Below are 21,864 nucleotides of genomic sequence, written 5' to 3' on the forward strand. Positions count from 1 at the left end.
GAAAAGTCCATCGATTGGAGCAACATGTAGGAAAACTCAGTAAAGGAAATACCTTCACCTTCACGCTGGATACGCTGCTTAACGGACTCTTTGTTAACCATATTGTTAACAGAGAAATGCTTACCGACATCGCGCAGGAAATCGAGCACATTGAGGTCGCGAGTCCAGTCGAGGTTATTGGCGACAATGGCACTATTTTCCCCACAATCGAAATTGATAAATTGGGAAACCTGGCTTTTCAGCTTGTCTACCCAACCCGCAACAATATCGGGGGTATTCAAACTGCGCTCCTGAGCCTTAAAAGAGGGGTCACCAATCAGCCCCGTGGCACCGCCAACCAGTGCAATTGGTTTATGCCCTGCCGCCTGAAACCTCTTCAAGGTCAGCAACGGTACTAGACTGCCTATATGAAGGGAGTCTGCAGTGGGATCAAAACCGCAATACAGGGTTCGACTCTCCGACAAATGCTGCGTCAGTTCGCCGTCACCAGTCGCTTGATTAATTAATCCGCGACGGTCCAAGTCTTCAAGCAGTGTCATGTCGACCCCAGCCATGCTTTCCCCTCATATATAGGCTTGAAATTAGCGCCACCAAGCGGCGGCAAAATGCGCTGCAACATTACCGAAGTTTGCGGCAAATACAAGCGTGCAGCAGCCCAGCATCCGCACTAAAAACAAAATTCATGAGGAACCAAACCGTGCAAAGACGTGTCAATTATCTCGTGAACCAAGGCGGCTTTTTTGCTATAAAGCCCCTCCAATGCCTGTTTTTTAGACACTCAGTTTTTCAAGCGCAAATAACAACGACCGCCAGTACCATCCGCTAACGCCATGCAAAACCATCGTAAATCGAGTACAGGCCTCCGTATTGGCGGCTTACCCAAGCATTTTCCCCGCGTTCATGCGCTGACCGCTGGCATCGCAGCCTTTGTCCTTATACTGGCCGTTCTGATTCCTTCACCGGAGATTTCCTCTAAGCGCACATCCCTACCAGTCAAACTTTCAGAGGTCACAAGCGGCGACAGCACTGAAGCCAAACCTGCTCTCACTTATACGCCGGCGGAAACGCCACTGCTTAACGTCAGTGTCGAGGCGGTCAAGTCGTTGAGCCTTGAAGTACGTAACGGGGATACCCTGTCAGACCTATTTCAACGTGCAAAAATCAGCGCCAAAGAGATGTACCAGCTTCTGGGTAGCGGCAAAGAGGCAAAACAGCTGGCACGTCTAACTCCGGGCGAAGAGCTGACCTTTCAAACAAATAATGATGGCCAGCTGCAGTCCCTGAAATTGCAGCGAGATCGACTCAATCAAATTGAGTTTACCCGCACAAATGCAGATAAGTTTGAACACGCACTGATAACTCGTGAGCCCGACAGCCATCCGGCTTACCGACAGGCCCAGATCGATAGTTCCCTATTCCTGGCCGGTAGCGATGCTGGGCTGAGTGACAGCCTGATAATGGAGATGGCGGATGTATTCAGCTCCGATATCGACTTTGCCCTCGATATTCGCAAGGGCGACAACTTTAGTGTGATGTTCGAAGAGTTGTTCCTGGATGGGGAGAAAATTGGCAACGGTCCTATCCTTGCGGTCAGTTTTACCAACCAAGGAAGAACTTTTAGCGCTGTACGCTATGTGGATAACAGTGGTGATGCCAATTACTACACGCCTGAAGGCAAAAGTATGCGCAAGGCATTTATCCGCACACCACTGGACATAGTCCGCATCAGCTCTCACTTCAACCCGAGCCGCCTGCACCCAGTATTCAAGTCACGCCGACCTCATAATGGCACCGACTATGCCGCTCCAAGAGGCACCCCCGTTTACTCTACTGGCGATGGTCGGGTTATCGCGTCCGGCTATAGCAAGCCCAATGGCAACTACGTATTTATCCAGCACGGCGAACGGTATGTAACCCGCTATCTCCACCTGACCAAGCGCAAAGTCAAAAAGGGCCAGCGCGTTAAGCAGCGCCAGGTTATTGGCACTGTGGGGTCTACCGGTTATGCCACCGGCCCGCACTTGCACTACGAATTCCTGGTGGATGGTAGACATCGCAACCCCGCCACCATTGTGCGCAAATTGCCCAAGGCAAAGTCGGTACCGACTTCTGAGATGATCCGTTTTAAAAACCAGACCCAGCCACTTCTGGCGAAACTAGAAAACTTCCAGGGGCCGGCTCTGGCTCAACTGGATGAAGAAAGCCCCTAACAAGCGCCAACGAATATGCCCGATCTGTTTATCGGCCTGATGTCCGGCACCAGCGTTGACTCCATTGACGCGGTGCTGGTCGATTTTGGCGATGAAGAAAAAATAAACACCCGTATCCTGGCTGCGCTAGCCCACCCGATTCACAGCGGCCTGCGCGAGGCTATCCTCAGCCTCTGTGCCCCCGGCCCTTCAGAGTTGGATCGCGCCGGACAGTTAGACCGGCAACTGGGACAGGTTTTTGCCGAAGCCACCAATACCCTGCTAGCCCGAGCCGGTGTTGAGGGTCAGTCTGTTACCGCCATTGGCAGTCACGGCCAAACCGTACGCCACCGCCCCCCAGGCACAGTGACTTCTCCCTTTACTTTGCAACTCGGTGACCCCAACACCATCTCAGCACTGACGGGCATCTGCACCGTTGCGGATTTCCGTCGCCGGGATATCGCTCTCGGTGGTCAAGGAGCGCCTTTAATGCCGGCGTTTCACCAGGCCGCTTTCAAAACTGATGGAAGCCGTGCTGTGGTCAATATTGGGGGGATGGCCAATATCACTGAGCTGACGGCAGATGGCCAGGTTTACGGCTATGACACAGGTCCAGGTAATGCATTACTCGACTACTGGGTGAACCTACACAAAAACCAGCCCTACGATAGAAATGGAGACTGGGCCGCGAGCGGTCGCGCCAATGCTGAACTTCTCAACCGCCTGCTTTCAGATCCCTATTTCTCCGCCGAGCCACCCAAGAGTACTGGCCGTGAAACTTTTAACCCCAGCTGGCTCGAACAGGCCTGCGCCGGTTTGGAAGTGGCGCCGGTAGATGTGCAGGCGACCCTGTCTGAAGTGACCGCAGCCAGTATCGCCGACGCCGTGCATAATTTTGCCGAAGGCGGCGAGCTGCTCACTTGCGGGGGCGGGGCAAAAAACAAGGACTTGGTTACACGATTACAGCGCCGCTTGCCCACCTGGTCTATTACTGACACGGGCAGTTACGGTATTGACGCAGACTGGCTCGAAGCCGTTGGATTTGCTTGGTTGGCCCGCCAGACATTGAGAGGGCTGCCCGGTAATTGCCCGGGAGTGACTGGCGCGCAGAAAGAGGCGGTTCTAGGGGCTATTTACCCGCCCTGATCAATAGGACGGGTTAGGATTTCTCAAATAGAGAAAGAGGAGCCGCAGCCACAGGTAGCGGACGCATTGGGATTTTGTACTACGAAGCGCGACCCCGAAAGGCCTTCTTCGTAATCAACATTGGCGCCAACCAGGTAGGGGTAGCTCATCGCATCCACCAAGACCTGAATGCCATCCTTTTCTATGATGGCATCATCTTCGGCAACCAATTCATCAAAGGTAAAACCGTATTGGAAACCGGAACAGCCGCCTCCGGTCACGAACACCCTGAGTTTCAGCTCCGGGTTGCCCTCCTCTTCCAACAGGCTTTTTACCTTGGCCACAGCCTTGTCTGTGACCACGAGTGGCGCGGGAGAAAAGGATACAGCTTCTGACATAAGTCTCTCTCAACTCATCGGGACATTCACCGCTCGTATAAAAGTTATAACGAGTGCAGCCCCGGGGGCGTCATCTTGCTTAAACCCAGCAATTCAGTCAAGTATTAACCGGCAGGTGGGCCGGTACAACAAAGTACCAGCGCCAGCCAATACTACCCGGACTTAAGAGGCTTCAATGACAGTTTCATCTTCGGAATAGCCGAGCATATGGGGCTCACCCGCGCTACTCAAGTCGGCACTGGATACCAGGGCACCGTTTACCTGGGCACCTTTCAGCATCTCGATCAGCTTATAGTGTACATTGCCTTCTACCATTGCCTTGGAAGCGAGCTCCAGGTGGCGCGCAGCAAACACATCCCCTTTGACATTGCCATTGATCACTACCTGAGGCACACGAATTTCACCCTCAATGATGCCGCCATCCACAATTTGCAGGCGCGCATCACTATCACTGTGAGCGGTAACATTGCCACGCACCTTACCTTCGATGACCAGGTTGCCACGGAAGTGGATATCACCGCTGATCTCAGTCTGACGAGCGATCAAAGTCGTGTGGTTACTACCGGTATTGGCCATAGTTATCTGTTTCTCTTTTTTTCTTAACATAATCCCCAAAACCTCGTGCCTTTGGCACCTATGCTAACTTTCCTGTACTAACCAACCGTAGCGCTGCTCAATATTAAAGCCCTTGCGCCCAGAAGATTTAAGTGACAACTCCACACCTTCGGGCACAAATCCCTCCGGCAAGCGCAGCTCTCCCTCGATATTCTGAAAATATTTAAAACGCAGCTGAATCGACTCACTATCCACCTGCTCCGACAGTTCCTTCAGAGGGTAACTCTTCGGTTCCCCATCCTGACGGCCCACTACGGTAAATGTGGCCGTGCCTTTTACAACATCCCGACGCGCTGCGGACTGTTTGATCTGTAACTTGTACTGGTAACTTTTTGGATCGCCGGTCTGCGAGAGGATAAAGCGTCCAATGGACACCCCCTCACCCCCATCTTCAGGGGCCATGACGCCGCGATAGAAAGAAATTTCCTGCTTTAGCTCTGCGATCTGGCTCTCTTTCTGCACCAGTTCCGCACGCACCGACTCACTCGCCTGCTCACCGATAGTCAGCGACTGCTCTGCAGTGGCAACCCTCATTCGCAGGGATTCATTCTCACTCTGAAGCGCGGTAACACGATCGAGTACTTGAGTATGCTCCAGTGTCTTGCGATCGAGGCTCTGGCGCAGCTGATACTGCCCGGCGAAATAGGACCCGGCCGAGGTCACTAATACCAAAAAAACGACCCCCACTACGGCAATGACACCAGAGAAGGGTTTATGAGGCACCACTTTCATGCGGTACTGCTTGCTGCCTTTAACTTTGAGCACCATGAAATCTGCTAAGTCTTATCCGGGATTTATCGATTGTCGGGAAACACCCGATTCTAAGGCAGCAGTGCCGGGCTATCCAGGCCCAACGTCTCAGTTAAGCCAAACATAATATTCATATTCTGGATTGCCTGGGCGGACGCGCCTTTGGCCAGGTTATCAATGGCCGATAATACCAGTACCGTATCCCGCTCCTGGGGTTGCAATACCGAGATGCGGCACATATTGGTCCCTCTAACCGTACGAGTCTGAGGGTGGCTGCCCGCCGGCATCACATCTACAAAAGGCTCATTTTTATAGCGGTTTTCAAAGATCTGTTGAAGCTCATCGGCATCAACCTTCCCCACTGACCGGGCAAATAAAGTAGCGTGGATACCGCGAATCATGGGAAGTAAATGCGGTACAAAAGTCACCTGCGCGGGAGAGGATTCAGTGGCCTGCACTCGACAAAGCCCCTGTTCAATCTCGGGTAAATGACGGTGCCCGGCGGCAGAATATGCGCGGAAGTTGTCGCTATTCTCAGCCATAATCAAGTCAGTCTTACCCTGTCGCCCCGCACCACTGATACCACTGGCAGCACTGGCGATCAGCTCACCAGGTTCTACCAGGCCCTTTTCCAAAAGCGGTATCCATCCCAATTGAATCGCGGTGGGATAACAGCCCGGGCAGGCTATCAACTGCGCATTGGCAATCTGTTCCCGATTAACTTCTGGCAAACCATAAACAGCGCTTTGAGCTAATTCCGGAGCGGCGTGGGCCTGACCGTACCACTGCTCCCAGGTAGGTATATCTTTCAAACGGAAATCGGCGGACAAATCGATCACTCGAACTCCGCGTTCAATAAGTGCCGGTACCTGGGCCTGGGCAACGCCATGAGGTGTAGCGAAGAATACAACGTCACAATCCGCCAGCTGTTCGAGATTGGGGCTACAGAAAGACAGCTGCGAGTGCCCTCTCAGGCTAGGGAAAAGCTCGGCAACCGGGGTACCATTCAACGAACGGGAGGTGATTGCGGTAACTTCCGCTTGTGGATGTGTTGAGAGAAGCCGAAGTAATTCCACCCCTGTATAGCCGGTGCCCCCGACAATCGCTACTTTTATCACCTTGCTAAAATCTCCGGTATATCCGCCAACTGAGACGATAATCGTAAAACCAGACAGGCACTCTACCACAAGCCCCAGCATTTTAAGGATGTGCGGTGTCACAGCCCCCAAGGAACTCGCTAAAAAAGTCATTTTCGCGTTATTTAGTTAGGCCTGGCAGCCTCGAAAATATACGCTTGCAGCTTTCCTCCAAAGACGCGCTGGCGCCTTTGCTGGGGATGGCCCTGATCACCGGCATCCTGGCCGGAGGGGTAACTGTACTTTTTCGGCTGGCGATGGAGTGGCCGACCACGCTGTTTTTATCAATCCCACAAAATTACGAATCCCTTTCCCCATTCTGGCGCTTCGCATTGCCAGTCATCGGCTCTCTGGTAGTGGGATGTATCTATTTATTTCTAAATCCCAGACGCCGCCAGGTGGGAGTGGTCCATGTCCTGGACCGGCTCTACAACCACCAGGGGCAAATGCCAATGCAAAATGCCCTGCTACAGTTTTTTGCCGGCGCAATAATTTTAATTAGCGGCCACTCGGTGGGGCGGGAAGGCCCAGCTGTACACCTGGGAGCAGCCAGTGGCAGCTGGTTAGCTAGGGCGCTGAAGCTCCCCAATAATTCCGGTCGCAACCTACTGGGGTGTGGTGTAGCCGCAGCAATTGCGGCCTCCTTTAATACCCCGCTGGCGGGCGTGGTATTCGCGATGGAAGTCGTGATGCTGGAATATACTGTGGCAGGTTTTTTACCGATAATTCTCGCGGCTGTTGCCGGTAGCGCCATTACCCAGCTGACTTTCGGTAGCCAGCCTGACTTTAATGTACCCGCGATTCAACTCAATTCCCTTGCCGAGCTGCCGCTACTTTTCGTTTGCGCACTGGTTATTGGGGTTCTCGCCGGATTATTTATCCGCTCCCAGCGTATTTTGATTCCCCAGCAGCGTTATTCCCCACTTCTTCGATTTCTCTTAGTTGGCCTTGTTACTGGCACCTTGGGTATCTGGGTACCGGAAATCCTGGGCGGTGGATATGACACTTTGCAGATGGCAATGCTGGGGGAGTTGGGGGTAGCGACACTCATTGCTATTGTCGCCGCGAAATTAGTCGCAACCGCTTTGGGGGCAGGGCTCGGAATTCCCGGTGGGGTAATAGGCCCCAGCCTGATTATCGGTGCCTGTATCGGTGGTATTGCCGGTGGCCTGGCTAACTTGTGGCTGGGTGAGCACACCGCGAGCCCCGGCTTTTATGCCATGGTGGGTATGGCGGCAATGATGGCTGCCATGCTCAATGCGCCTCTAGCTGCGCTACTCGCTATCTTGGAACTTACCTATAACCCACATATTTTATTCCCTGGAATGATGATGATCGTGGTGGCCACATTAGTAAGCCGCCAACTCTTTTCCACTATCGGTCTCTATCACGAAACGCTGCGAGCCCTGAATAAAGCGGGAATGCCGAGTTGGCGACAGCAAATGCTGAGCAGTGTCGGAGTTGCCAGCGAAATGAATCAGAGCTTTGTTGTGACTCCTAGGGAAATTACCCGCGCCGCGGCAACAGAATTAATTAATCAACATCCCGAGTGGATTCTTATCGACTTACCCAAGGAGCCGGCACCGCAACTACTGCGTGCAGCAGACTTGGCAACTTTTCTTCGCGGTGGTGCGAAAGAGGCGGCCGAGAGCGAAAAACAAGTTTCCTCCGCATCAGATAAATTACTAGACCCGGGAGAAATGATCGATTTATTGAGACTACCCGGCGAACGCAAACAGCTGGCGTCCCTAAGCTGGCGAGCGACAATGCTGGAGGCCTCGCAAAAGCTGGAGAGAAGTGGCGCGGATGGCCTATATGTCTGCCGTCATAAAAGCGGTTCGCTGGACAATCGCACGGCGGGCATTATTCTGCCGCTACAAATTAACAACTTTTACCGGAAGTAATTTTTCTTCCCGTTTCTTTTAAGGGGACTTTCAATGCTGTGGATCAAGGCTTTTCACATTATTGCGATGGTGTGCTGGTTTGCCGCACTTTTTTATCTGCCACGACTGTTTGTCTACCATGTCGATGCCACTGATGCCGTTAGTCGCGACCGCTTCTGTATTATGGAACGCCGCCTTTATCGCGGTATTGCCATTCCTTCCATGCTGGCCACCGTTGCCTTGGGCATTTGGCTCTACAGTTTGAACCCGGCCTACTACACCTCCGCTGGCTGGATGCACGCAAAACTGACTTTTGTTGTTCTCCTCCTGGGCTATCACCATATCTGTGGCGCCTATGTTCGCAAGTTTGCCCGGGGAACCGTTACCCGCAGCCGCCGCTACTTCCTAATATTTAATGAGTTCCCAGCAGTTGCACTTGTCGCCATCGTCATTTTGGTTGTCGTAAAGCCATTTTAATTTGGCGCGTATTCATTCCTTGTCAAAGGCGCTCAGCAACTAGAATTAGGCGCACAGCTAATGGCCGTCATGTAGAGCACTTATGGATACACCTCAGCCCGTTATTCTGACCGTTACTCACCACGACCCCAGCGGCAGCGCCGGAATTGCCGCAGATACTGAGACAGCGGTCAGTCTCGGCTGCCATGCGGCCTCGGCAGTTACCGCCATCAGCGTGTGTAATACCGGTGAATTGCTGGGTGTCGCCCCAGTCGACGACAGCCTGCTAATTGAACAAACCCGAGCCGTTTTGGAAGACATGCCGATCGCCGCGATCAAGGTCGGCTACCTGGGCTCTGTGGAGAATGTGCGCGCGCTTCACAGCGTACTCCACGACTACCCGGATATTCCCGTCGTTATCGACCCCGATGCCACACTGGCTGACAAAGATAGCGTACTCGCCCCGCCTCTGTGGGAGGCTATGGTGTCGCTGTTGTTGCCCAAGGCAACCATGGTGTGCCCCAACCGCAGGGAAGCTCGCGCCATGGCTGTGGAGGCCGATGTCCTCGACGCCATGGCCCAGGAAATCCTCGAATCCGGCTGTCGCTACCTGTTGCTGACTGGCGTGCCCCACGAGCAACAATTACAGAACCGGCTCTACGATGAGCGCGGCCTCATGCGAGAGTTCAAGTGGGAGCGCTTGCAGCCAGCGGCCTATGGCGTCTGCGGCACCCTCGCTACTGCCATTGCCTGCCATATCGCCCACGGGCTGACCATTATCGAAGCGGTTACCCGCAGTCAGCAATACGCCTGGAGTGCGATCAAAGACAGCCGGCGCCTGGGCATGGGAAGGCCGATTCCCAACCGGCTGTTCTGGTGCGAACGCTAAACCTGGAGCTGCTGACACAAATTTCGCCCCTGCCCCGATCAGTCTCACCGTCCCCATGACGGTGAGATCTTCTGTCTACACAGTCTGTGACCGGTCGTCGCCAATCTACACATTGTCCTCAGGCGCCACCCCCGCGATAATGCTCCCCAGGCCCTTTATGCAGAACCTGAATATAAGTTTATGAGTAAATCCGAGCAGCTCTTCGCAGAAGCACAGCAGTACATTCCCGGCGGCGTTAACTCTCCGGTACGGGCTTTTCGCGCAGTCGGCGGTACCCCGGTGTTTATCCGCCGTGCCGAGGGCGCCTACCTCTACGATGCAGACGAGAAACGCTACATCGACTACGTACAGTCCTGGGGCCCCATGGTGCTGGGCCACGCACACCCGGAAGTTATTGAAGCCGTGGTGGAACAGGCCCAATCGGGACTGAGCTTCGGTGCGCCAACTGAATTGGAAACCGAACTGGCCGAAGAACTCTGCCGCCTGTGGCCGAATATGGACCTGGTGCGCTTCGTCAATTCCGGTACCGAAGCCACCATGAGCGCGATTCGCCTGGCCCGTGGATTTACCGGGCGCGACAAGATTGTGAAGTTCGAGGGCTGCTACCACGGCCACTCCGACTCCCTGCTGGTTAAGGCCGGCTCCGGGGCCCTGACCATGGGTGTACCCTCCTCTCCCGGCGTTCCCGCCGCCCTGGCAGATCACACCATCACCTTGAGCTACAACGATGCTGATAGTGTGCGCAGCTGCTTCGATGAGCTGGGCGATCAAATCGCCTGTATCATCGTCGAGCCTGTTGCCGGCAATATGAACTGCATTCCGCCGGTACCCGGCTTCCTGGAAACCCTGCGCGAAGTTTGCGACCAGCACGGTGCCCTGTTGATTCTCGATGAGGTGATGACCGGCTTCCGGGTGAGCTTGACCGGGGCCCAGGGCTTCTACGGTATCGAAGCGGATATCACCACCCTCGGCAAAGTCATCGGCGGCGGTATGCCCGTTGGCGCCTTTGGCGGTAAACGCGAGATCATGGAACAAATTGCACCCCTGGGTCCCGTTTACCAGGCGGGCACCCTGTCCGGTAACCCTGTAGCTATGGTCGCGGGCTTGGAAACCCTGCGTTTGGTGGAAGAACCCGCCTTCTACGAGCCTTTAATTGCCAAAACTGACCGTTTGGTGGAGGGCATCCTGGCGGCTGGTAAAGCCGCAGGTATCCCAATCACCGCCAATAAGGCCGGCACCATGTTCGGATTCTTCTTCACCGAAGAACCTAAAGTAACTAACTATCAACAGGTAATGGCCTGCGATAACGAGCGCTTTAACCGTTTCTTCCACGGCATGCTGGAAGAAGGTGTCTACCTGGCACCGGCCTCCTATGAGGCAGGGTTTATGTCCGCAGCTCATACCGATGAGGATATTGAGGCCACAATCACTGCCGCTGAACGCGTCTTCGCCCGCCTCGGCTAATTGCCCGCCTCTCTCCAGCACCCGCAGCCTGCGGGTGCTGCTTCTATACACGTTTTACTTTACCCCCTCCAATAAAGCCCCAGTCGCTTCACCGCAAAGTTATTGCGCTGAAAAAAGCTAACAGCTAAAAATGTATACAAAATATAAAAGGTATACATTTTGAAAAGCTCAACGTTTTCAGATACCAGCTTGTCCGCCATCAGCGCAGGCTTTGTCGCCGTGCTGGTTGGAGTAGCCAGTTCCGCCGCCATAGTCTTTGAAGCCGCGCGTGCAGCTGGCGCAAGTGAAGCAATGATCACCTCCTGGATTGGCGCCCTGGGCCTGGGAATGGGCATTACCTGTATTGCCTTCTCTTGGTATTACCGCGCCCCGGTAATCACTGCCTGGTCGACTCCAGGTGCTGCACTTTTGGCCACCAGTTTAAGTGGCATCCCCATTGCAGAGGCGATTGGTGCTTTTGCGTTTAGCGCCCTGTTAACACTCCTCGTGGGCTTGTCCGGAGCCTTTGAGCGGGTAGCGCGAATGGTGCCGGCACCGATTGCCAGCGCTATGCTCGCAGGCATACTGCTGCAATTTGGTCTCTCAGTATTTACTTCTCTGCAGGCACAACCGCTATTGGTCGGCATCATGTTACTGACCTATCTAGTCGGGCGCCGTTGGGCGCCTCGCTATGCCATTATTTTGGTACTAGCGGCTGGAGTGGTGACTTGCTGGAAGTTGCAACTCATTGCATCGGCCCAGATCGGCTGGCAAGCGGCACACCCTGTTTGGGTAACGCCAGAATTCCGCCTCTCCACTTTAATTGGCATTGGCCTTCCTCTTTTTATCGTCACTATGACCTCTCAGAACCTGCCCGGAGCGGCAACCCTGGCCGCCAGTGGCTACAGTAGAGTGCCTATATCTCCTGTTATTAGTGGCACCGGCCTCACCTCTTTATTGCTGACACCGTTTGGTGGCTTTGCATTTAATCTGGCGGCTATTACCGCTGCTATTTGCACCGGCCCGGAAGCCCATCCCAACCCCGACAAACGCTATACCGCCGGCATTGCCGCCGGTATTTTTTATCTGCTGGTGGGCCTCTGCGGCTCTAGCGTTGTGGCATTATTCAGTGCCTTTCCCCAGGCACTGATTGCTGGCCTCGCCGGCTTGGCACTGATTGGCGTCATTGGTAGCAGCCTGGCTGGAGCAACAGCCGAGGCCGACAGTCGCGAAGCCGGAATTATCACTTTTCTGATCAGTGCTTCCGGTATCAGCCTCTTCGGCATTAGCTCTGCCTTTTGGGGCCTGCTGGGGGGACTGATGTGTTACTGGTTTTTCAAGCGCAGGAATTAATAAACATCAATGGGCCTCTACGAAAAAATTAAGTCGGACTTGCAGCATGGGCGCTTCGCCGCCGGCCAGGTGCTAAAGCAAGCCGAACTGGCAGAGCTTTACGCCGTGAGCCGTATTCCGGTTAGGGACGCTCTACAAAGATTGAAAAATGAGGGCTGGTTAACCGGACACGGAAAACGCGGCGTCGCAGTGCCGCAGTTTGACCCTATTGAAGTGGAAGACCTCTACCTGATGCGCATGCGCCTGGAGCCGCTGCTGCAATCCCTGGCACTGGAAAACCTTAATAGAGAGATTCTGGGGCGGGCCAGAGATATTCTGGAATCCATGCAAGCCAAACCTGAACTCTCCGCCGAGCAGATCGGAAAAATGAATTGGGAGTTCCATGCCTGTATTTACCGGGCAGCTGCAAGACCCACGCTATTTAGTACCGTCGAGCAACTGCACCGGCAATGTGAGCGTTATATCGGTTACCAATCCCACGGTCTGAATTACCAGGACAACAGTCAGGACGAGCACTTTGCAATACTCAATGCACTCCAAGAGGGAAACGGGGACCAAGCCGCCGCACTGCTGGCAAAGCATATAGAAGCCGCCGGCAAACTATTGGTAAGGCACTTACATCAGCCCCATTTTTAAACCGCTTTCCCTCAGCAATCGAAAATCACCCACTGCGGCAATTTGATATGATGGCTGCCAATTGCGGCTGCGGGGTTTCTGCGGCCCTATGGATAGCCGGAGTAATTTCCCGATGAGCCAAAGATTCGGCCGTGGTGCCTACCCCAACACTCGCCTGCGTCGCCTGCGTGCAAAGGATTTTTCCCGTCGACTGGTGCGGGAAACCCAGTTGAGCAGTGACGACTTGATCCTGCCACTGTTTGTTATTGAGGGGCGTAACGAAACCCAAAAAGTCGCCTCAATGCCGGGTGTTGAACGCCTGAGCGTAGACCTGTTGGCCAAGAAAGCGAAGACAGTTCAAGAGTTGGGAATCCCCGCAATAGCCCTGTTTCCGGTAGTCGACCCGTCGGCAAAGTCCGATTGCGCCAGTGCCGCCCACGACGCCGATGGCTTGGCACAAAGGGCTGTTCGCGAGCTGAAAAATGCGGTACCGGAATTGGGAGTTATCACCGATGTAGCCCTGGACCCCTTTACCAGCCACGGCCAGGACGGGCTGATGGACCACAGCGGTTATATCGTCAACGACGAAACCGTTGAGGTATTGGTACAGCAGGCCCTGTCACACGCTGCAGCCGGTGCCGATATGGTGGCCCCCTCGGATATGATGGATGGCCGTATCGGAGCCATTCGCGATGCTCTCGAAGGCGCGGGCCACAGCAATACCCTGATTATGTCCTACGCCGCTAAATATGCCTCCGCTTACTACGGCCCCTTCCGCGATGCAGTGGGCTCTGCCGGGAACTTGAAAGGTGGCAATAAAGCAAGCTACCAAATGGACCCCGCCAATACCGATGAGGCATTGCACGAGTGCGCCCTGGATCTGCAAGAGGGCGCAGATATGGTGATGGTGAAACCCGGTATGCCCTACCTGGATATAGTGCGTCGGGTAAAAGAAGAATTGCGGGTTCCCACTTTCGCCTATCAGGTGAGCGGGGAGTATGCGATGCACTGCGCCGCCTTTGAAAATGGCTGGTTGAAGCGAGAGGCGGTTATTCTGGAGTCCTTACTGGCCTTTAAGCGCGCCGGTGCCGACGGCATCCTCACCTATTTCGCCGAAGAAGCCGCACAGTTGCTGCAAGACTGATAGCCGGCGATAAAGCGCGCGATTCAATCGCGCGCTACCTTCCCTAGGGCCACTGATCTTCCAGGTCAGGCCCCACCGGCTGGGCTTCCTCTACCGGTACGCTGTGAGCCCTCCCGCCAAAAGTATTATCTCTTGGCAGCTCCAGGGGCTCCTCTTCATAATCGGAGCCATACTCGGGATCTACACCAAACTCTTCCGCATCGTCACCTCGAAGTTGTTCCTGCAATTGTTGGCGGCGCTGATCGCGCATCTGCTGCTCACTGGTATCCACCCCCCAACCGGGACTCATCTCCTCTCTGGGAGCCGCTTCGTCGCGACCATTGCCAAATAGATTGCGGAACCAGCGCCAGCGGTTCTGCCCCCGACATTCCGGCGCCGGTTGCAGCTGGCTCTCGTAGGAGAAAGGAATCTCATAACCACCGCGACAGTAATCCGGGTCCATAAACTGCCCCCGGGAGTTCACTGACTTAAGCTCCACTCCTCGGGGCATCTCTGCCGGTCCATGTTGATGGGGCAGCTTGCGCATAATCTCCGTCCAGATCGGCAGTGCGCCGGTGGAGCCAGTTAGGCGCGTGCGCTCATTGTCGTCGCGCCCGAGCCAGACTACAGCGGTTACTTCCGGCGAGAAGCCCGCAAACCAACTATCGCGGTTATTGTTAGTGGTTCCGGTTTTCCCGGCAAAGGCGATGCTACTTGGCAAGCGCTTGGCAGAGCGGCGTCCGGTACCCTCACGCATGGCCTGCTCCAGCCCCCAGCGCAACAGGTAAGCTGGAACGGGGTCGACACCGCGATTAGCCTTGCGGCGGAAGTGCTGTACACGGCCGCCCTGGGCATCGGAAACCGCCAGCAGTGTGCGCGGCTGTACCGTCTCACCATTGTTCGCGATGGTCTGGTACATACCGGCAACTTCGAACGGGGTCATCTCCACAGCACCAAGCAACATCGCCGGCACTCGGGGGAGCCTGGATTCAACACCCAGGCGGCGAATCGTCTGGCGCACATTCTGCAGGCCGAGATCCAATCCCAAATGGGCCGTCGCCAGGTTATAGGACTTGGCCAGAGCGATATATAGCGGTATCTGTCCGTGAGCGCGCTTATCGAAGTTCTGCGGCATCCATACATCGCCATCCGCCTCTTCAATTCTCACCGGGGCATCATCGATCAGGGTGGCCAGGTTGTACTCTTCCGGTCGCTCTAGAGCAGTGAGAAACACAGCCGGCTTAATCAGGGAGCCCACCTGGCGGCGGGCTTCCAGCGCCCGGTTGAAGCCTGGGTAGTCCGGGTTCCGATCTCCCACCATGGCGAGCACATTGCCGTTGCGATTATCCAACAATACTGTCGCGGCCTGGAGTGAATTGGCTTTGATCCCTCGGTCTTTCTCCAGCTGGCTAACGCCCTGACTGATGGACTCCTCCGCCAACTTCTGCACCGAAGGGGCCAAGGTGGTGTAAACCCGTAAACCCGAAGTGCGCAATTCCTCGTAGGAGTAGTAGGGACGCAATTCAATCAACAGCCGCTCAGTAAAGGCCGGGTAAGGATTCTGCGCACCGACACCACCCTTGACCACCCCCAGAGGCTTGGCGGAATACTTCTGGAACTCCTCCTGAGTAATCAGCCCCTGCTCCAGCATCAATTCCAGCACGGTATTGCGCCTTTGCAGTGCTCTCTCGGGATTGCGCCAGGGGTTGTAGTAAGACGCACCTTTCGCCAGCCCCACCAACAGCGCTACCTGATGGGGTTCCAAGGTGTCCAGGGGCTGCTGGAAATAGAATTCAGAGGCCAACCCAAAGCCATAAATACCTCTGGCACCCTGCTGACCCAACCATACTTCGTTGATGTATTCCTGCAGGATATAGCGCTTGTCGTAGTGCACCTCCATCAGGATGGCCATCAGGGCCTCGTTGAATTTACGCCTCAGGCTGGGCTTATGGTCAAAAAAGATATTTTTGACCAACTGCTGAGTAATTGTGGAGCCACCCTGTACCAATCGTCCGGCTTTTGCGTTGGCCACCATGGCCCGGGCGATACCGCGAGGGGAAACACCAAAGTGATTGAGAAAGTCCTGGTCCTCAACAGCAATCAGGGTATTGGCTACCAAGGGAGGAATATCATCGAAACGCACTGGATTGCGGTCGTCACCTCCCCCTAGTAGAGAGCCGATATTAGCTGCGTCCAGGCGAAACTCTGCCAGGCTTCGGCCATTGTCATCACGCAGGCCGCTGATTTGATCATTGCGCAGACGGAAGGAGACCACCGCAGCAGGCTGGCGGCCATTGGCATGGATAAAGTCCCGGCGCCAGACCTTGTAATTCATTCCGTCCTGAACCCAGGAACCAGGCTCACTCAGAGTGCCCTGCTTGCGGTAATTCAAGGCAGCAAATTCGGACTCCAACTCATCCGGATGCATTGCCATACCCTCGCGCAGCACCAGCGGACGAGCGTAGACTCGGGCGGGGAGTTGGTATTGACGGCTATCCAGTCGCTCGCGCAGCTGCACATCCAGGTAAGCCATATACGCTGCCAGCGCCAGGGAGCCCACCAGGGCTAAAAGCACTAGCAGCTTGAGCCAGCGATATCGTCGTTTGGGCTTTGACGCTCTGACGCGCCGGCGTTTCGTTGATGCCATATGAGGATTCAGTCCCGCTGCCAACTCAGTACATCAAGCGACTCATGAGACCTAACCAGCCCCAATCGAAGAGTCGAAGGCAGGGTACCAGCAGGTGGCAGCTCCGCTGGTATCTTGCTGCCAGTGCCTTTCAGCACTGGCGGGCCCACTCAATTAGCGGGCTAAAATCCAGGCTTGGCAGTATCTATCACCTGGCGGTTTACGTGAAGGTGCTATTTACACCTGTGCGAGGATTGACCGCAGCAACCGCCTATAAGTTCACCAAGATGTAACAAGCGCCTATGTGAGGGTTTGCTGTCGCCAGCCCTCCCCAATGCCTTGCACTTGGCAAAATCACGTCCATAATGCGGCGGAAATGTAGACAATAAGCCCGAATAGGAATGATATGCAGCAATACGATCTCTACGGCATAGGTGCCGCCCTACTCGATACAGAAATCGAAGTGTCGGACCAGGATTTGAGCAGCCTTGGCGTGGAAAAGGGAATCATGACCCTGGTAGATGACGCCCGTCAGCAACAGCTGGTAGACGACCTTCAAAACCATATGGTCACTGCCAAATTGGCCTGCGGCGGCTCCGGTGCCAATACGGTCATTGCTGCCAGCTATTTCGGTCTCCGCACCTTCTATTCGTGCAAAGTTGCCGCTGACGAGAATGGTGATTTCTACAGAAACAACCTTAACAGCGCCGGGGTCGACTACCCCGAAACACTGAAGCAAGCTGATGAGGGCACTACCGGCAAATGCCTGGTGCTTATCACCCCGGATGCCGAACGCAGTATGAACACCTATCTGGGAATGAGTGAACAGCTCTCAGTCGCTGAGCTGGATAGCGATGCACTGTCCGCCTCCAAGTGGGCCTATATCGAAGGCTACCTAGTTTCCTCTGAAACGGGCCGTGCCGCAGCGATCAAGCTTCGCGAAGAAGCCGAAGCCCACGGAGTTAAAACCGCTCTCAGCCTGTCTGACCCGGCTATGGTTCAGTTCTTCGGCGAAGGGCTGCGGGAAATGATTGGCGGCGGTGTGGATATGCTGTTCTGCAACCGGGATGAGGCTCTGGGCTTTACCGGTACCGACTCTGTGGAGGACGCCGTTGAAGCGCTGCGCGATTACTGCCGCAGTTTCGCGATTACCCTGGGCGCCGACGGTGCACTGCTATGGGACGGCAACGACGTTCACCGCATAGAGAGTCCCGAAGTCCGCGCCATCGATACCAACGGCGCAGGCGATATGTTTGCCGGTGCTTTCCTCTACGGTATCAACCGCGAAATGAGTTTTACCGAAGCCGGCGAACTCGCTTGCCGCGCTGCCGCCCAGGTGGTGAGCCAATACGGCCCGCGACTAGAAGCCGAGCAGCACTCCGAATTACTCGCACCGGTTGTTTAATAGCAATTGCCTAATAGCAGTTATCTATAGGCACATGATTTCCAGGGGCCCCTAAGGCTTGGGCCCTCTGGAATGGTGGAGCATCCCCGGGTAGCTATCCAGCTCCGGCAGCCCCGTCGCTGCGGAAATACCGAACCCCTGGGCATAGTCCACTCCCATCTGGCTCAACTTTTCCATTAACTCCGGGCTCTCTACATACTCGGCGATAGTGCTGATACCCATTCTCTTCGCCAAGTGATCAATAGTGCTCACCATTGCGCTATCAATTTCATCCTCGAGCATATTCCGCACAAAGCTTCCGTCGATTTTAAGAAAATCTACCGGTAGCTGACGCAGATAAGCCAGGGAGGAAACACCGCGACCAAAGTCATCCAGGGCAAAGCTGCAACCGGCGGCTCTCAGCTTGTGGATAAATATCAGGGCTCGTTCAAGATTATTGATGGCGCTAGTTTCTGTAATTTCAAATTGAACCCGTGAAGGCGTTACACCGGCATCGGACAGAGACTGCAGCACAAAATCAGCAAAGGTCTCATCCCCCAGGCTGATACCGGAAATATTGACCGCATAATTAATTCCGACCATCCCCAGGCGCTGCTCCTGGGCCATATAGTCAAAGACCCGGCGAATTACCCAGCGGTCCACTTCCTCGATCAAGCCGTAGCGCTCTGCGGCTGGCAAAAACAGCCCCGGTGAAATCACTCCACCATCACGGCCGCGCATCCGCACCAGGATTTCATAGTGGTGGACATTGCGGTCCCCCTTTAGTGAAACCACTGGCTGTCGGTACAACATCAGGCGATCTTCCCGCAAAGCCGCGTGAATTTCCGCAACCCAGGTGGTCTCGCGACGCTTCTCCAATACCTTGCGGGAGTCACCAAACAGCTTAACGCGATTTCTGCCCTGCTCCCGGGCACTGCAACAGGCATCATTGGCCGACGCCAGTAACTGACTGGCACTGGGGGTAAAGTGATCGACACCAACAACACCAATCGACACCGCGACCCGGTTGTCATTCCCCTCCCAGAAAAAACTGAAGTTCTGCACAGAGTCGCGCAGCCGAGCCACCACACGACCACCCTCTTCCAGGGTGCAGTCGCGCAATAGTATCGCAAACTCATCACTACCGACTCGGGCAAACAGATCGTCGCTGGAGAGGCAGCGCTTGATTAACTCCACCAACTGAACCAACAACTGGTCCCCGGCAACAAAGCCCAGTGTGTCGTTAATAACTTTGAATTGATAAACATCCAGGTAGAGCAATACATGGTGCTGGCGTTTATCGACACAGAGGCTGAGTTGACTTTGCAGCTCACTCTCAAAGAATTGTCGGTTGGGCAGTCGGGTTAAGGCGTCGTGGCTGCTCTGCCACATAAGGCGGGTGGAAACCCGGCGCGCGGCAGAGGTATCCCGCAGCACCAAAACATAATTTTTTAGCACCCCCATATCCCAAAGAGCCATTACCTGCACGGTCACTTCAAGCGGGACATGCTCTTCCCCTGGGCGCTCAATACAGGCATTAAACTCTCTGGTTCTGGGTACTTCACCCAGGTCACTGGATGCCGGCAGTATCGGCTCTATCGCATCGCCCCGGCTATTGCACAGGCGCAAACCTTCGCTGAGTGGCTGGCCGGGCAGCAGTCCAACCAGGTCCCCAGTCATTTCGTTGACCAGGGGGTTGGTGTAAACCACCGTACCCGCAGCATCGGTGACAATGACACCATCGGCAACTTCACCGAGAGCCGCCTCCGCCGCCTGTAAACTGATCTGCTCACAGGGGCGCAGCCCCTCTTCCAACTGGGCGAGGGGGCCGAGGTAACTTGCGGCCTCTGGATTAAACAGCGTCACGGGAAAACTCACTCAAAACACAACAGAGCAAAGCGCAAACCTTTCCCAGTAGCGGGGAGGTGCCTTGCGACAGGCCATAACCGAAAAAGGTTACCGACATCATCGCCCACGATCGCCGATTTTATTCAATTATCCAGCCTCCCAGCCGAGTTTTTTCTACAAATGTATAAATTGCACATTCACAGATTGCTGCGCAAGAAATTTTTTAATTTCTCGTCTTCAAATACTCGTTGTAGAGTTGTGCTGAGCAGTCCATTCACACGGCTTTGGACTTCTTCACGGCTGGGCTTAACCAGGTTCCGATCTTTGCCGGAAGCGCTGTAAGTGCCGAAATAAGTGCGAGGACCAATTTTCACTTCCAGGTGAATTTCAGCAGAGGTGTCAATCTCGGTGGTATAAACCGTATTTGGACTGTTGTAGGTGAGTTTTACCAATTTTGCGATCACCTGAACTTCCGGCGCGCTATCGGTAATTCGGAATGACCAATTTGAAAAACCCTCACGCAATCCCGCCGCAATAGCCTCACCAGCGTCATTGCCAATACTTACCTGAGCAGTATCCGCATAAACACCACCCAATGATCCCAAGCCGCCAGAGGGCAGTTCATTAACTCCCATCACACTCATACTAAAGCCTTCGCCTATCGCTTCAGGAGCAACCTGAACCTGAGGCTGCAGCCAAATTTGCAGCGGGCTGTGAGCACAAGCGCTGAGTAGCAGCGCACCGGCAAAAACCAATAACTTCTTCATGTTTAATTCCCCCTCACTTCAAAAAAACTGCCAATTCAGCCATGGTGATGGTGGTGGTGCTCCCCCTCATCACTCATCCGAACTATTGGCACAAGAATATCTACACTGCTGCCATCGGCAAAAAGCAGTCGCAACGGCAACTCTTCCCCCGCCTGCAAGCGCAGACCTTTAATCATTAAGTGAACTCCACCGGGAGCCATATCTACACTTGCCCCGGCGGCAATCGTCAGCTGATCCAGCGGGCGCATCCGGTTTATTCCATTCTCCGATATTGTGGTATGCAGGTCTGCCGAAGCCTGTTCAACACCCGGCAACTCCACACCCGTGAGTACCTGACTCGAATCACCAGTGTTGTGCAGCGACACAAAGGCAGCGCTCATCGAAGGTCCCGGAGGAGTTTCCCGGGCATACCCCTCCGCTGTAATTCCTATGGAATAGGCGCCTTTAGACACAAGGAGTGCGGTGATTAAAAAGGCAAATGCCAATACTTTTTTCATGGTGCCCCTCCGCTGGGCTTAATCAGAATCAGTTTCGCCGGATTCCCGACTTTGATATCTCCACGCACCCGATACCCGGGTACAGCCTCGCGCAGTTGCTGATAAACCCAACGGCCCTCAGCATCAGTGCGCGCTACGATAATGACGCGCAGCTGCTCGCTGCGAATCCTGCCCGCTACTCGCTGCAACTGTTCCACCAACCCGGCAGACCTTGTTGCGAGTTCACCGGCTGGCAGACCTATCACCTCCCCTTGTGGTAAATCGAGCTGCGCTCTCCCCCGCTCGCGGACCAACTGTGTACGCACTTCAGCCACCAGCGGATTGGCCGGGGCCAACATCTCGGCCCGTTTCAACAGGGTATTCACCGCCCCAAAATCCCTGCGACGCAGGGCGTCCCGCGCCCGCTCAACATAGGTGACCACAATGGTTTGAATACCGGTTTCTGCCTTGCTGTTATCCGGTTGCAGTTGCAATACACGCAGGTAATAGTCGTAGGCACTGGCACCGGCAGGCTGGGTTAGATGCCCTTTGCGTAGCGCCTGTTCCGCACGACTCAAAAAAAAGGAAATATTGTTGCGCCGAACCTGGTCTTGGGATGGCGTCTTTTTAGGGGCGGGAGGAGGGACAACCGTTTTAGGTGCGGGCTTATTGGATGAGCAGGCCCCCAGGCAAAATGCCAGTAGCAGTAAAACCCCAAGGCTGTGAAGGCGTTCAAATGACGGCAAAACAATCCCCTATTGTTGTTTTTTTGTACCACTGGCGTCGCT

The 21,864-nt window shown here is 54.7% G+C and carries 20 protein-coding genes (1 of these 20 cut by a window edge); 10 read left to right on the plus strand and 10 right to left on the minus strand.

What is annotated here, in order from left to right; all coding sequences use genetic code 11:
- Positions 1-554 carry the 5' end (the start) of a tyrosine--tRNA ligase gene (gene tyrS / locus ACJJIZ_RS00110; protein ID WP_444912061.1) on the minus strand. 751 nt of this gene lie to the left of the window's left edge, so 554 of the gene's 1,305 nt are visible here — the first part of the coding sequence; its start codon is at positions 552-554; its stop codon lies off the left edge, out of view.
- A 276-nt stretch (positions 555-830) separates the two neighbouring features.
- On the opposite strand from tyrS, the gene ACJJIZ_RS00115 reads away from it, so the two are divergent.
- Together ACJJIZ_RS00115 and ACJJIZ_RS00120 are read left to right on the plus strand one after the other, a co-directional pair.
- Positions 831-2,210, plus strand: a complete 1,380-nt coding sequence (locus tag ACJJIZ_RS00115) for an OapA family protein (protein WP_444914838.1) — start codon at positions 831-833, stop codon at positions 2,208-2,210.
- Positions 2,211-2,225: 15 nt separating this feature from the next.
- Positions 2,226-3,335 carry an anhydro-N-acetylmuramic acid kinase gene (locus ACJJIZ_RS00120; protein WP_444892707.1) on the plus strand — a complete coding sequence of 370 codons (1,110 nt, stop codon included), beginning with the start codon at positions 2,226-2,228 and terminating at the stop codon, positions 3,333-3,335.
- Positions 3,336-3,358: 23 nt separating this feature from the next.
- Here ACJJIZ_RS00120 and erpA read toward each other — a convergent pair whose 3' ends face one another.
- From erpA to argC, 4 genes are all read right to left on the minus strand, one after another.
- Entirely contained in the window at positions 3,359-3,712 is a 354-nt protein-coding gene (erpA, locus tag ACJJIZ_RS00125) for an iron-sulfur cluster insertion protein ErpA (RefSeq protein WP_108731633.1), read from the minus strand.
- Between the two features lie 162 nt (positions 3,713-3,874).
- Positions 3,875-4,318 carry a bactofilin family protein gene (locus tag ACJJIZ_RS00130; protein ID WP_282934417.1) on the minus strand — a complete coding sequence of 148 codons (444 nt, stop codon included), beginning with the start codon at positions 4,316-4,318 and terminating at the stop codon, positions 3,875-3,877.
- Between the two features lie 33 nt (positions 4,319-4,351).
- Positions 4,352-5,095, minus strand: coding sequence for a DUF6776 family protein (locus ACJJIZ_RS00135; RefSeq protein ID WP_413664271.1), 744 nt, complete (start codon positions 5,093-5,095; stop codon positions 4,352-4,354).
- A gap of 53 nt (positions 5,096-5,148) precedes the next feature.
- The gene (argC, locus tag ACJJIZ_RS00140) at positions 5,149-6,195 is read right to left on the minus strand and encodes an N-acetyl-gamma-glutamyl-phosphate reductase (protein ID WP_444916171.1); all 1,047 of its coding nucleotides are present in this window, start codon (positions 6,193-6,195) and stop codon (positions 5,149-5,151) included.
- 176 nt (positions 6,196-6,371) lie between these two features.
- Between argC and ACJJIZ_RS00145 the strand changes: the two genes are divergently transcribed.
- The 7 genes from ACJJIZ_RS00145 (at position 6,372) to hemB (ending at position 13,996) form a co-directional block, all read left to right on the plus strand.
- Complete coding sequence (locus ACJJIZ_RS00145) at positions 6,372-8,117, plus strand: chloride channel protein (protein WP_444914839.1); 1,746 nt, start codon at positions 6,372-6,374, stop codon at positions 8,115-8,117.
- Positions 8,118-8,150: 33 nt separating this feature from the next.
- Complete coding sequence (gene hemJ, locus ACJJIZ_RS00150) at positions 8,151-8,573, plus strand: protoporphyrinogen oxidase HemJ (RefSeq protein WP_282934420.1); 423 nt, start codon at positions 8,151-8,153, stop codon at positions 8,571-8,573.
- 82 nt (positions 8,574-8,655) lie between these two features.
- On the plus strand, positions 8,656-9,441 hold the full coding sequence (thiD, locus tag ACJJIZ_RS00155; RefSeq protein ID WP_413664269.1) for a bifunctional hydroxymethylpyrimidine kinase/phosphomethylpyrimidine kinase: 786 nt from the start codon (positions 8,656-8,658) through the stop codon (positions 9,439-9,441).
- A 180-nt stretch (positions 9,442-9,621) separates the two neighbouring features.
- Positions 9,622-10,905, plus strand: coding sequence for a glutamate-1-semialdehyde 2,1-aminomutase (gene hemL / locus ACJJIZ_RS00160; RefSeq protein ID WP_282934422.1), 1,284 nt, complete (start codon positions 9,622-9,624; stop codon positions 10,903-10,905).
- Positions 10,906-11,064: 159 nt separating this feature from the next.
- Positions 11,065-12,237: a benzoate/H(+) symporter BenE family transporter gene (locus ACJJIZ_RS00165; RefSeq protein WP_444914840.1), complete on the plus strand. Its 1,173-nt coding sequence runs from the start codon at positions 11,065-11,067 to the stop codon at positions 12,235-12,237.
- A 9-nt stretch (positions 12,238-12,246) separates the two neighbouring features.
- On the plus strand, positions 12,247-12,873 hold the full coding sequence (locus tag ACJJIZ_RS00170) for a GntR family transcriptional regulator (RefSeq protein ID WP_444895298.1): 627 nt from the start codon (positions 12,247-12,249) through the stop codon (positions 12,871-12,873).
- Between the two features lie 112 nt (positions 12,874-12,985).
- Entirely contained in the window at positions 12,986-13,996 is a 1,011-nt protein-coding gene (gene hemB, locus ACJJIZ_RS00175) for a porphobilinogen synthase (protein ID WP_444912057.1), read from the plus strand.
- A gap of 43 nt (positions 13,997-14,039) precedes the next feature.
- Here the strand turns inward: hemB and mrcB are convergent, their stop codons facing one another.
- A complete protein-coding gene (mrcB, locus tag ACJJIZ_RS00180; protein ID WP_444912056.1) occupies positions 14,040-16,622 on the minus strand; it encodes a penicillin-binding protein 1B in 2,583 nt (860 codons plus the stop codon).
- 385 nt (positions 16,623-17,007) lie between these two features.
- On the opposite strand from mrcB, the gene ACJJIZ_RS00185 reads away from it, so the two are divergent.
- Positions 17,008-18,006: an adenosine kinase gene (locus ACJJIZ_RS00185; RefSeq protein WP_444914841.1), complete on the plus strand. Its 999-nt coding sequence runs from the start codon at positions 17,008-17,010 to the stop codon at positions 18,004-18,006.
- Between the two features lie 51 nt (positions 18,007-18,057).
- Here the strand turns inward: ACJJIZ_RS00185 and ACJJIZ_RS00190 are convergent, their stop codons facing one another.
- From ACJJIZ_RS00190 to ACJJIZ_RS00205, 4 genes are all read right to left on the minus strand, one after another.
- The gene (locus ACJJIZ_RS00190; RefSeq protein ID WP_444914842.1) at positions 18,058-19,851 is read right to left on the minus strand and encodes an EAL domain-containing protein; all 1,794 of its coding nucleotides are present in this window, start codon (positions 19,849-19,851) and stop codon (positions 18,058-18,060) included.
- Positions 19,852-20,030: 179 nt separating this feature from the next.
- Positions 20,031-20,600: a YajG family lipoprotein gene (locus tag ACJJIZ_RS00195; RefSeq protein ID WP_444914843.1), complete on the minus strand. Its 570-nt coding sequence runs from the start codon at positions 20,598-20,600 to the stop codon at positions 20,031-20,033.
- Positions 20,601-20,635: 35 nt separating this feature from the next.
- Complete coding sequence (locus tag ACJJIZ_RS00200) at positions 20,636-21,097, minus strand: copper chaperone PCu(A)C (protein ID WP_413664261.1); 462 nt, start codon at positions 21,095-21,097, stop codon at positions 20,636-20,638.
- Positions 21,094-21,822, minus strand: coding sequence for an N-acetylglucosaminyltransferase (locus ACJJIZ_RS00205; protein ID WP_444914844.1), 729 nt, complete (start codon positions 21,820-21,822; stop codon positions 21,094-21,096). Before ACJJIZ_RS00205 ends, ACJJIZ_RS00200 begins: the two co-directional genes overlap by 4 nt.
- Between the last annotated feature and the right edge of the window lie 42 nt (positions 21,823-21,864).

Source organism: Microbulbifer maximicatervae (SeqCode) (assembly GCF_052467225.1).